The 13,409-nt window shown below is 68.7% G+C and carries 13 protein-coding genes; 7 read left to right on the forward strand and 6 right to left on the reverse strand.

Annotated elements, in window-relative coordinates:
* Nucleotides 1-111: 111 nt before the first annotated feature.
* On the reverse strand, nt 112-675 hold the full coding sequence (gene ahpC / locus GQ674_RS02205) for an alkyl hydroperoxide reductase subunit C (protein ID WP_038690387.1): 564 nt from the start codon (nt 673-675) through the stop codon (nt 112-114).
* Nucleotides 676-1,094: 419 nt separating this feature from the next.
* On the opposite strand from ahpC, the gene prmC reads away from it, so the two are divergent.
* The 3 genes from prmC to pip are packed head-to-tail and all read left to right on the forward strand — an operon-like array spanning nt 1,095 to nt 3,343.
* Nucleotides 1,095-1,949: a peptide chain release factor N(5)-glutamine methyltransferase gene (gene prmC, locus GQ674_RS02210; protein WP_159495817.1), complete on the forward strand. Its 855-nt coding sequence runs from the start codon at nt 1,095-1,097 to the stop codon at nt 1,947-1,949.
* Between the two features lie 54 nt (nt 1,950-2,003).
* A complete protein-coding gene (locus GQ674_RS02215; RefSeq protein ID WP_128097442.1) occupies nt 2,004-2,357 on the forward strand; it encodes a DUF5713 family protein in 354 nt (117 codons plus the stop codon).
* A 41-nt stretch (nt 2,358-2,398) separates the two neighbouring features.
* Nucleotides 2,399-3,343: a prolyl aminopeptidase gene (gene pip / locus GQ674_RS02220; RefSeq protein ID WP_159495818.1), complete on the forward strand. Its 945-nt coding sequence runs from the start codon at nt 2,399-2,401 to the stop codon at nt 3,341-3,343.
* A gap of 32 nt (nt 3,344-3,375) precedes the next feature.
* On the opposite strand, the gene GQ674_RS02225 is transcribed toward pip, so the two are convergent.
* The gene (locus GQ674_RS02225) at nt 3,376-4,260 is read right to left on the reverse strand and encodes a LysR family transcriptional regulator (protein WP_159495819.1); all 885 of its coding nucleotides are present in this window, start codon (nt 4,258-4,260) and stop codon (nt 3,376-3,378) included.
* Nucleotides 4,261-4,367: 107 nt separating this feature from the next.
* Between GQ674_RS02225 and GQ674_RS02230 the strand changes: the two genes are divergently transcribed.
* The gene (locus GQ674_RS02230) at nt 4,368-5,798 is read left to right on the forward strand and encodes an MFS transporter (RefSeq protein ID WP_159495820.1); all 1,431 of its coding nucleotides are present in this window, start codon (nt 4,368-4,370) and stop codon (nt 5,796-5,798) included.
* A 63-nt stretch (nt 5,799-5,861) separates the two neighbouring features.
* Nucleotides 5,862-6,524 carry a hypothetical protein gene (locus GQ674_RS02235; RefSeq protein ID WP_159495821.1) on the forward strand — a complete coding sequence of 221 codons (663 nt, stop codon included), beginning with the start codon at nt 5,862-5,864 and terminating at the stop codon, nt 6,522-6,524.
* A gap of 91 nt (nt 6,525-6,615) precedes the next feature.
* Here the strand turns inward: GQ674_RS02235 and GQ674_RS02240 are convergent, their stop codons facing one another.
* The 4 genes from GQ674_RS02240 to GQ674_RS02255 are packed head-to-tail and all read right to left on the reverse strand — an operon-like array spanning nt 6,616 to nt 9,478.
* A complete protein-coding gene (locus GQ674_RS02240; protein ID WP_159495822.1) occupies nt 6,616-7,407 on the reverse strand; it encodes an N-formylglutamate amidohydrolase in 792 nt (263 codons plus the stop codon).
* Nucleotides 7,400-7,951 carry an NUDIX hydrolase gene (locus GQ674_RS02245; RefSeq protein ID WP_128097436.1) on the reverse strand — a complete coding sequence of 184 codons (552 nt, stop codon included), beginning with the start codon at nt 7,949-7,951 and terminating at the stop codon, nt 7,400-7,402. Before GQ674_RS02245 ends, GQ674_RS02240 begins: the two co-directional genes overlap by 8 nt.
* Nucleotides 7,948-8,901 (reverse strand): 5'-3' exonuclease H3TH domain-containing protein, encoded by a 954-nt coding sequence (locus GQ674_RS02250; RefSeq protein ID WP_159495823.1) that lies wholly within the window; start codon nt 8,899-8,901, stop codon nt 7,948-7,950. The genes GQ674_RS02245 and GQ674_RS02250 overlap by 4 nt, the downstream gene beginning before the upstream one ends.
* A 1-nt stretch (nt 8,902) precedes the next feature.
* Complete coding sequence (locus GQ674_RS02255) at nt 8,903-9,478, reverse strand: nitroreductase (RefSeq protein WP_159495824.1); 576 nt, start codon at nt 9,476-9,478, stop codon at nt 8,903-8,905.
* Nucleotides 9,479-9,809: 331 nt separating this feature from the next.
* Between GQ674_RS02255 and GQ674_RS02260 the strand changes: the two genes are divergently transcribed.
* On the forward strand, nt 9,810-12,119 hold the full coding sequence (locus tag GQ674_RS02260) for a DUF1631 domain-containing protein (RefSeq protein ID WP_159495825.1): 2,310 nt from the start codon (nt 9,810-9,812) through the stop codon (nt 12,117-12,119).
* 112 nt (nt 12,120-12,231) lie between these two features.
* Nucleotides 12,232-13,317 carry an NAD(P) transhydrogenase subunit alpha gene (locus GQ674_RS02265; protein ID WP_159495826.1) on the forward strand — a complete coding sequence of 362 codons (1,086 nt, stop codon included), beginning with the start codon at nt 12,232-12,234 and terminating at the stop codon, nt 13,315-13,317.
* Nucleotides 13,318-13,409: the final 92 nt, after the last annotated feature.

The raw sequence follows: 13,409 nt of genomic DNA on the forward strand, positions 1-13,409 counted from the left end.
ACCCCGTGGGTGCATCTGCGCGACATGGGGGTGAACCCAAACCGGCGCGTGGGGCACCGGCTTGGGTTCACCCCCATTCCCGTCGAAACGGGAATGGGGATGGGAAACGGCTTAGATCTTGCCGACCAGGTCCAGCGACGGGGTCAGGGTCTTTTCGCCTTCCTTCCACTTGGCCGGGCACACCTGGTTCGGGTTGGCGGCGGTGAACTGGGCAGCCTTCAGCTTGCGCAGGGTCTCGGAGACGTCACGGGCGATCTCGTTGGAGTGGATCTCCAGGGTCTTGATCACGCCTTCCGGGTTGATGATGAAGGTGCCGCGCAGGGCCAGGCCTTCTTCTTCGATGTGCACGCCGAAGGCGCGGGTCAGCTGGTGGGTCGGGTCGCCGACCAGCGGGAACTGGGCCTTGCCGACGGCCGGCGAGGTTTCGTGCCACACCTTGTGCGAGAAGTGGGTGTCGGTGGTGACGATGTACACCTCGGCACCGGCCTTCTGGAACTCGGCGTAATGGTCGGCGGCGTCTTCAATCTCGGTCGGGCAGTTGAAGGTGAACGCGGCCGGCATGAAGATCAGCACGGACCACTGGCCCTTCAGGGTGCTGTCGGAAACCTTGATGAACTCGCCATTCTGGTAGGCATTGGCTTCGAACGGCTTGATCTGCGTATTGATGAGCGACATTGATGTTCCTCTTGGTGAAGGGGGTGGGTGAAGCGACCAACACAGGTTAGCGGCTCCTTTCCCATAAGGACAATCCATTGATTGCATCTATGCGATAGCCATAGTCTATCAATAGGGGCTGATCGTGCGATGAATGTCAGGCCCTGTTTCGCCCGAAAGCGTTGCAGCACAATGACATCCGGGCTGAATGCGGTAATCGGAGCAATAGCTGCTTCTTATTCCTGCTGGGGGATGGCTGAACGAAACCAACGCGCGCACGCGGCGGTGGCATCGGATTGGCGATAGAGCTAGTCAACCAACGTTGGTTCGGTGATTGCGGCAATCAATGCCTCGCTTGGGCCAGCCCCCGTCCTTTCGCCTGCCTGGGCCCCCAGCCCGGTGCACTACACTGCGCCCCCGCCACCTGCCCGACCTGTCCGATGACCGCCGCCCCCCGTGACCTGCGCCAGCTGCTTGCCGATGCCGCCACGGCCCTGCCCGGGGTGGAGGGCCGGCACGAGGCCGAGCTGTTGCTGCTGCATGTGCTGGACAAGCCGCGCAGCTGGCTGTTCGCGCACGCCACCGACCCGGTGGCCGACGCCGACATGGCGGCATTCCAGGCGCTGCTGGCCCGCCGCGTGGCCGGCGAACCGGTGGCCTACCTGCTGGGCCATCGCGGATTCTGGACGCTGGACCTGGCGGTCAGCCCGGCCACCCTGATCCCGCGCCCGGAAACCGAGCTGCTGGTGGAGCTGGCGCTGGCCCGCATGCCGGCCGACACCCCGCTGGCGGTGGCCGACCTGGGCACCGGCAGCGGGGCGATCGCGCTGGCGCTGGCCAGCGAACGCCCGCAGGCCGCAGTGACCGCCACCGATCTCAGCGCCGCCGCGCTGGACGTGGCGCGTGGCAATGCGGCGCGCAACGGGCTGGCGCGCGTGCGGTTCGTGCAGGGCGCGTGGTTTGAACCGTTGCAGGGCGAACGCTTCGATCTGATTGCGAGCAACCCGCCGTACATCGCCAGCCATGACCCGCACCTGCAGCAGGGCGACCTGCGCCACGAGCCGGCCACGGCGCTGGCCTCGGGCATCGACGGCCTGGACGACATCCGCCACATCGTCGCCGCTGCCGGCGCGCACCTGCTGCCCGGTGGCTGGCTGCTGATTGAGCATGGCTGGGACCAGGGCGCGGCAATCCGCGCGCTGTTCGAACAGGCCGGCTTCGCGCAGGTGCACACCGAGCGCGACCTGGAACAGCGCGACCGGGTGACGCGCGGCTGTCTGCCGGGTATGCGCTGACGCTGCCTGAAACATCGCGCGGGTAGAATGGCGTTCCACTTGAAAGGAAGCGCCATGACCACTGCCAGCCCCTCTGTTTCCCACGCGCAGCTGCAGTCCCACGAATTCCTCGCCGACATGGTCGAGGACGCGTACTTCCCGCCGGCGCTGGTGGCCCAGGGCCAGCAGATCCTGCTGCGCCTGTGCGAACGCATCGAACGCGAACGCCCGGCCGACGCCGCCGCGCTGATGGCGCTCACCCATGCCGCCACGCTGGAATTCAACGTGTTGGGCGAAGCGTTCGAAGCGCAGGACAGCGAGCTGGAAACCGCTGCCCGCGAGAACATCGGCGCCGATTTCGAGCTGATCGCGCGCAGCTACGGATTCGATGTGGATGTTGATGATCTGACCAGCCCGCGCGAGTGGTGAACCCGCTCGCCCGCGCCTGTGCCCAACAACGGAGTTCTGTCATGCGTACGCTGTATCCCGCCCTCACCCCTTACGACGTCGGCACGCTGAAGGTCGACGATCGCCACACGCTGTATTTCGAGCAGTGCGGCAACCCCGACGGCAAGCCGGTGGTGATGCTGCACGGTGGCCCCGGTGGCGGGTGCAGCGAGAAAATGCGCCAGTTCCACGACCCGGCCAAGTACCGCATCAACCTGTTCGACCAGCGCGGTGCCGGGCGTTCCACCCCGCATGCCGACCTGGTGGACAACACCACCTGGGACCTGGTGGCCGACATCGAAAAACTGCGCGAGCACCTGAAGGTGGAGCGCTGGCAGGTGTTCGGCGGCAGCTGGGGTTCGACCCTGGCCTTGGCGTACGCGGAAACCCACCCGCAGCGGGTGACCGAACTGGTGCTGCGCGGCATCTTCATGCTGCGCCGCTGGGAACTGGAATGGTTCTACCAGGAAGGCGCCAACCGCCTGTTCCCGGATGCGTGGGAGCACTACCTCACGCCGATCCCGGAAGTGGAACGCCACGACCTGATCTCGGCCTTCCACCGCCGCCTCACCAGCGATGACGAAGCCACCCGCCTGGCGGCGGCCAAGGCGTGGAGCGTGTGGGAAGGCGCGACCAGTTTCCTGCACGTGGACGACGAGTTCGTGAACAGCCACCAGGACCCGCAGTTCGCGCTGGCCTTCGCGCGCATCGAGAACCACTACTTCGTCAACGGTGGTTTCTTCGAGGTGGAAGAGCAGCTGCTGCGTGACGTGCACCGCATCGCCGACATTCCCGGCGTGATCGTGCACGGCCGCTACGACGTGGTGTGCCCGTTGCAGAACGCGTGGGAACTGCACAAGGCGTGGCCGAAATCGACGCTGGAAATCAGCCCGGCGTCGGGCCATTCGGCGTTCGAGGCGGAAAACGTGGACGCCCTGGTGCGCGCCACGGATCGCTTCGCCGGTTGAATCGATGCGAGGTGCCGACCCACGGTCGGCACCTACCAGTTGCCGGCCAACAACGCGTCGGCCAGTACCTTCATCTTCGGTGAGGCCTGCCGCGACGGCGGGTACACCAGCGACAGCGCCCGGCTGCGGCCTTCGAACGGCTGCAGTACGCGTTGCAGCCGCCCCGCGGCGAGCGCGTCGGCCACCGCGAAATCCATCACCTGCACGATGCCCACCCCGGCCAGTGCGCCTTCCACCAGCGGGTCGCCGCTGTCGAACACCATCCGCGCCAGTGGGGTGAACTCACGCAGCCGGTCGTCCTCGCGGAACTGCCAGTCCACCAGCCGCCCGCTGCGCAGGTTGCGCACCGCCAGGCAGGTGTGATCCTGCAGGGCATCCACCGTGGCCGGTTGCCCGTGCTGAGCGATGTAGGCCGGGGAGGCGACCGTGACCCAATGCAACGGCCGCAAAGGGCGGGCCACCATGCGCACGTCGCTGATCGGCCCGGTACGCAGGGCGGCGTCGAAGCCTTCCTCGACCAGATCCACCAACCGGTCGTTGAGCACCAGCTCGAACTGCAGCTGCGGGTGCGTCGCCATCAACTGCCCGGCCAGCGGCACCAGTACCTTGCGCCCGAACATCGATGGCGCGGTCAGTTTCAACACACCCGAGGGCGTGGAGGGGCGGTCGCCCAGCCGGCGCTCGGCTTCCTCCAGCCCGCTCAGCAGCGGCGCGCAGTGCTCGACGAACTGGCGGCCATCCGGGGTGAGGCTGACATTGCGGGTGTTGCGTTGGAGCAGGCGCACGCCCAGCGTGCCTTCCAGCCGGCTGATCGCCCGCGACAGCCCCGACTGGCTGATGCCCAGCTGGCCGGCGGCCAGGGTGAAACTGCGTGCTTCGGCAACCTGCACCAGCATGCGCACGGCATTGAGATCCATGGCGGCGTCCGATTGATGCGAAAATGCATGACAGAAATCGAAGTATCCGGGTTTCTTTGTTTGGCGTCATCAATGAGACTGCCCGCCTTCCCCACGCACCGACCGGCATGACCCACTCCGCGCATTCCTTCCCGCCCCGGCTGGCGTTGACCCTGTTGGCCATGGCCCAGCTGATCATCGCGCTGGACGCCACCATCATCTTCGTCGCCCTGCATGAGATGGGCGTGCAGCTGCAGATCAACGCGCAGCAGCTGCAGTGGATCGTCAGCGGCTACACCGTGGCGTTCGGCGGCTGCCTGCTGCTGGGGGGGCGCGCGGCCGACCTGCTCGGTCGGCGCCGCATCTACCGGCTGGGCATGGGCCTGTTCGCGCTGGCCTCGCTGGTGGGCGGTTTCAGCACCAGCGCCTGGCTGCTGATCGCCGCGCGCGCGGTACAGGGCATCGGCGCGGCGTTGCTGTTCCCGGCCACGCTGGCGCTGATCAACACGCTGTACGCCGAAGGGGCGCCGCGCAACCGCGCGCTGGCGATCTGGTCGATGGCCAGCGCCGGCGGGCTGGCGCTGGGCACGCTGTTGGGCGGGGTGCTGACCCAGAGCTTCGGCTGGTCGTCGGTGCTGCTGGTGATCGTGCCCTTCGCCAGCGCCTGCGCACTGCTGGGCGGCTGGTGGCTGCCGCGCGACCCCGCGCCGCAGGCCGGGCGCTCGTTCGACCTGGCCGGCTGCTTCACCGTCACCCTCGGTGGCAGCCTGCTGGTCACTACCCTGGTGCAGGGCCCGGAGTGGGGCTGGCTGGCACCGCGCACGCTCGGCTGCCTGGTGCTCTCGGCGCTGCTGCTGGCCGCCTTCGTGCAGATCGAGCAGCGCAGCCGCGACCCGCTGATGCAGTTCTCGCTGCTGCGACTGCGCAGCCTGCGTGCGGCGATGCTGCTGACGTTGTTGTTCATGAGCAGCTTCGGCGTGCAGTACTACTTCCTGGCGCTGTATTTCCAGGACGGCTACGGCTGGAGCGCGCTGCAGGCCGGTCTGGCGTTCCTGCCGCCGACGCTGGTGTGCACCTTCGGCATCAAGATCACCGAACGCATGCTCACCCGGCGCTCGCCGCGGCAGGTGCTGGCGCTGGGCATGGCCGCCGGTGCGGTCGGCATCACCGCGGTGGCGGTGGCGCTGCCGTACGGGGCCACGTACTGGGCGCTGCTGCCGGGCATCGTGGTGCTGAGCGTCGGCCAGGGCATGACCTGGACGGCGATGTGGATCGTGGCCGGGCAGGGCGTGCCGGCCGCGCAGCAGGGCGTGGCGTCGGGCATGGCCGCCACCGCGCAACAGATCGGCGGCGCGTTGGGCCTGGCGGTACTGGTCATGCTGGCCAACGCCGGGCGTGGTGTCGCGGCTGCAGGTACCAGCCCCGAAGCGCTGCATGGCCTGGTCAACGCGCAGTACGGCGCGGCGGTGTTCGCGCTGCTCGGGGTAGGCGTGGCGGTGTGGTTGCGACCGCAGCCGGACGACGCGGCGCTGCCAGCGGCCTGCGCCACCGAACGGTAGGCGCCGACCGTTGGTCGGTGCGTTGGTTGCCTCTACCATCGCTGTTTGCCCGGACGCCCCGCCATGACCGCGTTGCTTACCCTCACCCAGGCCCTGGAAGCCATCGCTGCGTGCAGCGACGATGGCCAGGTGTGGGAGCGCCATGCCTGGGTCCATGCAAGCGACGGCGATGCGCGCCAGGCCCGCTTCTGGCTGGCCGGCCACGATGCCGCGGACGCGGAGGATGCCGAGGGCGTGCATCCGTTCGCGGCCGCGCACGGTCTGCGCCACTACCTGGAGGGCGCCACCTTCGCCGACGTGCTCAGCGTGCAGAAACGGCAGCAGCCGTTCTCGACCGTGGACGACTACGCACGCGCGCTGGACCATTACAGCGAAGAGGATGCGTTCCTGGAACGCCCGGGATTGTCGATGGCCTACGGCGATGCGCCGCAGGAGGAGCTGGCCCGCGCGCGCACCGAAAGGCTGTCGCCCGGGTTGTATGCCGCCTTCGACCTGGTGTTGGAAACGGTTGAGCCGGCGCAGCGCAAAGCGGCGGCCAGCCTGGTGGCCGAGATAAAGGCGCTATCGGTGGGCGAGGCGCTGGCGCAGGTACGTGCACTGCCGCTGGCAGTGGCCTGCAACATCGATCGCGCGGCAAGCGCCGCACTGCAGGCGCGCTTCGCGGCGATCGGACTGCCGCTGCAGGTCACCGGCTACCGCTCGTTCCCATGGCAACCCATCGGGTAGAGCCGACCGTTGGTCGGCTGCGGTACCCGAACGATCGCTACCCCGCCCGGTAGAGCCGACCGTTGGTCGGCTCCACGCACGGCCACCCCGTTCAACCGAACCGCGGCGCCAAAGCCTGCAACAGCCGCGCCAGCCGCCGTGCCCAGGCCTGCTGCCCGGCGGTGTCGGCAATCAGGTCCTGGCGGATTTCCAGTTCCACGTGCGCAAGCCCACGCGCTTCGGCGTGCACCGGGATCGCGTAGTCGGTGGCGTCGCTGACCGCATAGGGCTGGTTGTCGCCCACCACCAGGTCGCCCTCGGCCTGCAGGGCGTGCATCAATGCATGCGCAAAGCGCGCATCGCGCTGGTACAGCACGCCGGCATGCCATGGGCGCGCCACGCCCTGCATGGACGGGGTGAAACTGTGCATGGCAATCAGCACGGTGGGCGTGCCGGCCGCGGCGCGGGCGTCCAGTTCGGCGGCAATGCGGCCGTGATACGGCGCGAAGATGGACTGCACGCGGGCGTCCTGTGCTGCGTCATCCAGCCCCTGGTTGCCTGGCACCACGGTGCCGTCGCTGAGCGGCGCGAACCGCCCCGGCGCACCCGACGGGCGATTGCAGTCGATCACCAGCCGCGAGTAGGTCTGAGTGATCGCCCAGGCGTCCAGCAGGCGCGCCAGCTCCACCGTGACCCCGGCAATGCCGATGTCCCAGCCGATGTGGCGATCCAGTTCGGACGCCGGCAGGCCCAGGTTGCCCAGTGCCGCCGGCACCTGCTGGCCGGCATGGTCGGCGATCAGCAGGAACGGCGAGCGTCCCTGGGCCTGATGCACGGTGAACGGTGCCGGGTCGGACGGTCCGAGCAGTGCGGCCGATGTGATCGGGGCAAAGGAATCAGCCACGCGGGGTGCCGTCCAGATGGTGCTCGATCATCCACAGCCCGGCCCACAGCTTGGCGTCCAGTTCATAGCCCTGGCCGATCTTCTCCACCAACCAGGCGGCAGCGCGTGCGCGCGGCACTTCGTGCACGGTGATGTTCTCGCTGGCATCGCCACCGCCATCGCCCACCTTGCGCAGCCCGGTGGCACGCACGAACGCGATTTTCTCGCTGCTCGCGCCCGACGAGGTCGGGCCGATCATCAGCACTTCAGCGTGCTCGGCCGTCCAGCCGGTTTCTTCTTCCAGTTCGCGCACCGCCGACACTTCGATCGACTCGCCGGCATCGATATCGCCCACCAGCCCGGCCGGCATTTCGATGGTGTTGGCCTGCAGCGGCACCCGGAACTGCTCGACGAACAACACGTTGTCCTCCGGGGTGACCGCGATGATGATCGCGGCCAGGCCGCCGGCATGGGTACGCTCGCTGTATTCCCACGTGCCGCGCACGACCATGCGCTGGTATTTGCCTTCGTAGACGACCTTGGGGGCTTGCGTATTGGGGCTCATGCGAACTCGCTGGCAATGGAAGGGGAATCGGGCAGGCCGGCGGCGCTGAACAGCCGGCGCCGGGTCAACGGACCGAACCGCAGCGCATCGCACAGGCCCTGCAGCATCTGCGGGTCGGCGCTGCCCCGGCGGAAATCGGCATCGGCGCAGTCCAGTGGCGCGTCCAGCGCGATGGTGGTCAGCTGCCGCCACAGCAGCGCGTGCTCGCGCTGTTCGCGCAGCCGCACCGCCATCTGCGCCGCGCCGCGCAGGCGCAGGAAGGGCACTTCGTCCAAGCGCTCGTACAGCACGTCCAGGCTGCCGAAGTGGGCCAGCAGTACTGCGGCCGACTTGGCGCCTACCCCGGTGACACCGGGGATGTTGTCCACCGCGTCGCCACACAGCGCCAGGTAGTCGGCGATCTGGTGCGCGTGCACGCCGTGGCGCGCCTTCACCCCCGCCATGCCCCAGCGCTGGTTGCGGGCGTAGTCCCACTGTTCGTCGTGTTCGTACAGCAGCTGCGACAGGTCCTTGTCGGCGGAGATGATCACCCCGCGCATGCCGGCGTCGCGGCGTGCGTGCAGGGCGCTGCCGATCAGGTCATCGGCCTCGTACTCGTGGTGGGCCAGCACTGCCAGCCCCAGTGCCATGCACAGGGCTTTGCAGTGGGCGAACTGGCGACGCAGCGCATCCGGGGCCGGATCACGGTTGGCCTTGTAAGCGGCGTACAGCCGGTGGCGGAAGCAGCTGTCCAGGGCCTCGTCGAAGGCAATGGCGATATGCCGCGGGCGCTCGCGCTCGATCAGGTCCAGCAGGAAGCGGGCGAACCCGTGCACCGCGTTGGTCGGCCAGCCCTGCTGGTCCTGGAACTCATCGGGCATCGAATGCCACGCGCGGAACACGTACAGGCTGGCATCGACCAGGTACAGCGGCGGACGCGGGGCGAGGGGCGCGGCAGACAACGGGTCCATCTCAGCCCACCCAGTCCTGCAGCAGCGCGGCGGGGTCGGGGCGGTCGCGCTCGGGTGCCGGCGTCTTCGGAGTGCCGATGTGGATGAACCCGGCGATGCGCTCGCCCTCGGCCAGGCCCAGGTGGGCATGCACGGCGGGGTCGAAGGCCATCCAGGCGGTCAGCCACTGCGCGCCGTAGCCCAGCGCCTGCGCTGCCTGCAGCAGGGCAAAGCAGACGCAGCCGGCGGTCATCAGCTGTTCCTGTTCGGGCACCTTGGGGCTGGGGCGCGGGCTGGCCACCACGGTGATGATCACCGGCGCATGCGAGAACCGCTGGCGGTCCTTGTCCAGCTGGGCCTGCGCCACCTGAGGGTCACGCTGCTGGCTGCGCTCGGCCAGGAACGCGCCCAGACTGTGACGTGCATCGCCGGCGATGCGCAGGAAGCGGTACGGCACCAGCTTGCCGTGGTCGGGCACGCGCACCGCCGATGCCAGCATCCGCAACAGGGTGTCCGGGTCCGGCCCGGGCTCGCCAAGCTGCTTGGCGGGTACCGAGCGGCGGGCGTCCAGGGCTTGCAGCGCAGGGGATTCGGACATGTTCACTCGATCAGGTTTCACGGTGCGCCCAGTATAGTCGCGGCAGTTTGTGACGCGCCCAGCGGCGATCTCCGATCGATTTGCGACAAAGCGTGATGAACATCACCTAATCAATGGCATTGCTTCACGTGGCTGTACTCGCTTCCCGCCGACGCTGGTCGTACGATACAAGGCCTGCCGGTACCCCGGTCGTGAGGTTCAAAGTGCGGACTGTTTCACTGTCCCTGACCGGTGGGGCGACCTACCATCCGGACGCGGGTGCCTGGGGGGCACCGGTATCTGTTGTTTCCATGCTGCATTCTGTGCCTGCGAAGGTGGGGAGCCTTTTCGCATGATCGCCACGCCCACTCCATTGGGGCAGCCGGGTCGTCACCCGGCACTGTTGAAGCTTGCCCGCGAGGCAGCGCTACCGGCGCTGACCGAGTCGTTCGCGACCGTGCTGGCCCGCTTTGACGACGTTCTGTTCGACCGTGCCGGCACCGCCGGCGCGTCGCAACTGCTGTTCCTGGATGGCATGCGTGAACTGCGCCGCCGTCGCGAGGAGATCGTGGCCGGCTTCCGTAACCACCTGGCCCAGGCCTGGGACGCGCTGGAGCGCGGTGAGCCGGTTTCGGCCGAGGCCACGCTGGCCGGCCAGATCGAAGACGGCCTGAGCCTGGTGCCCGAGCATGTGCTGGAGTCGCGGCTGGCGGTGCGCAACTTCGCCACCGTGCTGCTGCGCGACTGGAAGCCGGTGCTGGCGCGGCTGGACCGCCGCCTGGGCTGGATCGCCGGCGGGCTGGAACTGAACGCCGACAGCAACCCGATCAGCCCCGAGCACATCGGCGTGGCCATCCATGAAGCCTTTGCCGACTGTGAACTGGCCCCGGAAGTGCGGCTGGTGCTGATCAAGCTGTGCGAGCGCGACCTGCATGCGCCGATCGGCAAGCGTTACGAGGCGCTGGACGAGCAGCTTGCTGCCGCCGGCGTGATGCCGCAGATGGCTGCGCCGCGGCGCCCGGCGCCACGGCCGCCAAGCCCGCGGCACGAGCTGGACGCGCTGGTCGATGCGCTGGACCAGGATGGCCAGATCGGCAACGACGATGCCGCCGCGCCGGCGTGGGCCCGGCGGTTCGCCGACCGCTGGGCCGAAAGCCGCGGACGGATGCAGTCGGCCGGCGCCAGCCAGGCTGCCGGCGAATCGGGCGATACCCTCAGTGGCAACCAGGGCATGCTGCTGGAAGCGCTGCACGAGCTGCTGCAGCAGACCCGGCACGTACGCGAAGACGCGACCTCCGCAGCCAGCGTGGCCGTCGGCCAGCAGCGTCCGCTGAGCCAGCGCGAGATGATGTCGGTGCTGTCGCTGCTGCAGGCCACGCCCAGTGCCACCCTGCGCGCGGCGATCGGCGAAGATGGCGAATCGCTGGCGCAGCGCCTCAAGAGTGAAGTGCTGTCGGGCGCCACGCGCCTGGGCGTGGATCCGTCGCAGGCGCGGCTGGACCCGCAGGACGAAGATGCGATCGACCTGGTGGGCATGCTGTTTGACGTGATGCTCGATGAGCGCGACCTGGAAGGCCGCTCGCGCGAGCTGATCGGCAGGCTGGTAGTGCCCTTCGTCAAGGTCGCCATGCTCGACCGCCGCATGTTCGTGCAGAAGACCCACCCCGCGCGCAAGCTGCTCAACTCGCTGGCCGAGGCCTGCGAAGGCAACACTGGCGAGAGCCAGGCCGAGCGCGTGCTGATGGGCAAGGTCGAGGAGATCATCGAACGGCTGGTGGCCGAGTTCAACGAGAACCTGGCGATCTTCCTGACCCTGGAAGAAGAATTCCGCGATTTCCTGGCCCAGCACCGGCGCCGTATCGAAATCGCCGAGCGCCGCGCCGCTGAAACCCAGCGCGGCCAGGAAAAGCTGGAAATGGCACGCAGCCGCTCGGCCGCCGAGCTGGACCGGCGCATTGCCGATGCCACCCTGCCGCAGGCCATCGGCGAGTTCCTGCGCCAGCCCTGGCAGCACCACCTCACCCTGACCGTGCTGCGCGAAGGCGAGGACGGGGCGTCGGTGGGCGAGGCGCTGGCCCTGGCCGACGGCATCCTGGAAGAAGTGGCCGAGGCGCGCCGGCAGATCGTCGGCAAGCCGTGGCTGCAGGCCTGGCACCCGGCATTGCGCAAGGTGTTTGCCAGCGTGGGCGTGCACGCCGACGCCGCCACCGGGGCGATCGACGCCCTGCACGACACGCTGCAGGCCATCGCCGAATCGCGCCCGGAGCTGGAACGCGCGCTGCCCGAACTGCCCCAGGTGGCGCTGCCCACCCCGCCCGTGCAGGAAAGCGCGCCGGTGGAACTGGGCGGCAAGGTCGACGTGACCGATTTCGACAATGCCGACGCCGACCGCTTCCGCGGCCTGGAAATTGGCAGCTGGCTGGATTTCGTCGACAAGGACGGCAAGGTGCAGGCCGGCAAGCTGTCCTGGGTGAGCCCGATTTCCTCGCGGCTGCTGTTCGTCAACCGCCGTGGCGTGCGCTTCTGCGTGGCTTCGCCGGAAGAACTGGCGGTGATGGTGCGGCTGGGTCGTCTGCGCGCGCACATCGACGATGGTGCCTTCGACAGCGCCATGCAGGGCGTGATCGACCGGCTGGACAACAAGAACGCCACCGTCCATTGAGGCAAGGCCGGGTTCTGCCCGGCCCCCTGCGTCCCACCGGCGCATGGTTTCTACTCAAACCGAACCGGTAGGTTACGATCCCCCCACACTCTGCTGATCGTCGGGGACACGCATGGCTGTCGAGGTGGTGGTGGTAACCGAACGCGCGCCAGGGGAACGGCGCGTGGCGATGACGCCGGAAACGGCACGCAAGCTGGCCGCGCTGGGCGCGACCGTGTGGTTCGAACCCGGGGCCGGCCAGGCCGCCGGTTTTCCCGACCAGGCATACATCGACGTCGGCGCGCAGCCGGCCGACGACACGCGGCTGGGCACGGCCGACATCGTGCTGTGCGTGCAGCCCCCGGACAACGCGCGGTTGGGCCAGCTCAAACCCGGCGCGAGCCTGGTCGGCATGCTGCACCCGCAGGCCGATGCCGAACGCGCCGGCCTGATCCAGTCGCGCGGGCTGCAGGCCTTCCCGCTGGAGCGCCTGCCGCGCACCACCCGCGCGCAGTCGATGGACGTGCTGAGTTCGCAGGCCGGCATGGCCGGTTACAAGGCCACGTTGATCGCTGCGCAGCTGGCACCGCGTTTCTTCCCGATGTTGACCACCGCCGCCGGCACCATCCGCCCGTCGCGGGTGCTGGTGGTGGGCGCCGGCGTGGCCGGGCTGCAGGCCATCGCCACCGCGCGCCGGCTGGGGGCGCAGGTGGAAGGCTTCGATGTGCGCCCGGAAACCCGCGAGCAGATCGAATCGCTGGGCGGCAAGTTCCTGGACCTGGGCGTCAGCGCCGTGGGCGAGGGCGGCTATGCGCGGCCGCTGACCGACGAAGAACGTGCCGAGCAGCAGCGCCGGCTGGGCGAGCACCTGCGCCTGGTGGACGTGGTGATCTGCACCGCGGCCGTGCCCGGGCGCCCGGCGCCGAAGATCGTCAGTACCGCGATGGTGCAGGGCATGAAGCCGGGCAGCGTGATCGTGGACCTGGCCGCCGAGACTGGCGGCAACTGCGAGGCCACCCGCCCGGGTGAAACCATCGCGCTGGGCGGGGTCACCGTGGACGGCCCGCTCGACCTGGCCAGCCGCGGCGCGGTGCACGCCAGCGAGATGTACGCGCGCAACCTGTACAACTTCGTCGCGCTGTTCCTCAAGGACGGGGCAATCCAGTTCGACTGGGATGACGAACTGCTGGCGAAAACCCGCTGGGTGGCCGCCGGGTGATCCAGCCAGCCACCCCATGGGTGGCTGCACACCACAGGCACCCGCGCCATTCCCGCACCCACGCGGTTCCCACCGGGGTAGAGCCACCCCAT

Origin of the sequence: Stenotrophomonas sp. 364 (genome assembly GCF_009832905.1) — a bacterium.
GTDB classification, from domain to species: domain Bacteria; phylum Pseudomonadota; class Gammaproteobacteria; order Xanthomonadales; family Xanthomonadaceae; genus Stenotrophomonas; species Stenotrophomonas maltophilia_AP.

What these genes read in the sequence shown, in the direction of transcription:
- ahpC (WP_038690387.1), bottom strand. Translation starts at nt 675, where the DNA reads ATGTCGCTCATCAATACGCAGATCAAGCCGTTCGAAGCCAATGCCTAC.
- prmC (WP_159495817.1), top strand. Translation starts at nt 1,095, where the DNA reads ATGACCGCCGCCCCCCGTGACCTGCGCCAGCTGCTTGCCGATGCCGCC.
- GQ674_RS02215 (WP_128097442.1), top strand. Translation starts at nt 2,004, where the DNA reads ATGACCACTGCCAGCCCCTCTGTTTCCCACGCGCAGCTGCAGTCCCAC.
- pip (WP_159495818.1), top strand. Translation starts at nt 2,399, where the DNA reads ATGCGTACGCTGTATCCCGCCCTCACCCCTTACGACGTCGGCACGCTG.
- GQ674_RS02225 (WP_159495819.1), bottom strand. Translation starts at nt 4,260, where the DNA reads ATGGATCTCAATGCCGTGCGCATGCTGGTGCAGGTTGCCGAAGCACGC.
- GQ674_RS02230 (WP_159495820.1), top strand. Translation starts at nt 4,368, where the DNA reads ATGACCCACTCCGCGCATTCCTTCCCGCCCCGGCTGGCGTTGACCCTG.
- GQ674_RS02235 (WP_159495821.1), top strand. Translation starts at nt 5,862, where the DNA reads ATGACCGCGTTGCTTACCCTCACCCAGGCCCTGGAAGCCATCGCTGCG.
- GQ674_RS02245 (WP_128097436.1), bottom strand. Translation starts at nt 7,951, where the DNA reads ATGAGCCCCAATACGCAAGCCCCCAAGGTCGTCTACGAAGGCAAATAC.
- GQ674_RS02250 (WP_159495823.1), bottom strand. Translation starts at nt 8,901, where the DNA reads ATGGACCCGTTGTCTGCCGCGCCCCTCGCCCCGCGTCCGCCGCTGTAC.
- GQ674_RS02255 (WP_159495824.1), bottom strand. Translation starts at nt 9,478, where the DNA reads ATGTCCGAATCCCCTGCGCTGCAAGCCCTGGACGCCCGCCGCTCGGTA.
- GQ674_RS02260 (WP_159495825.1), top strand. Translation starts at nt 9,810, where the DNA reads ATGATCGCCACGCCCACTCCATTGGGGCAGCCGGGTCGTCACCCGGCA.
- GQ674_RS02265 (WP_159495826.1), top strand. Translation starts at nt 12,232, where the DNA reads ATGGCTGTCGAGGTGGTGGTGGTAACCGAACGCGCGCCAGGGGAACGG.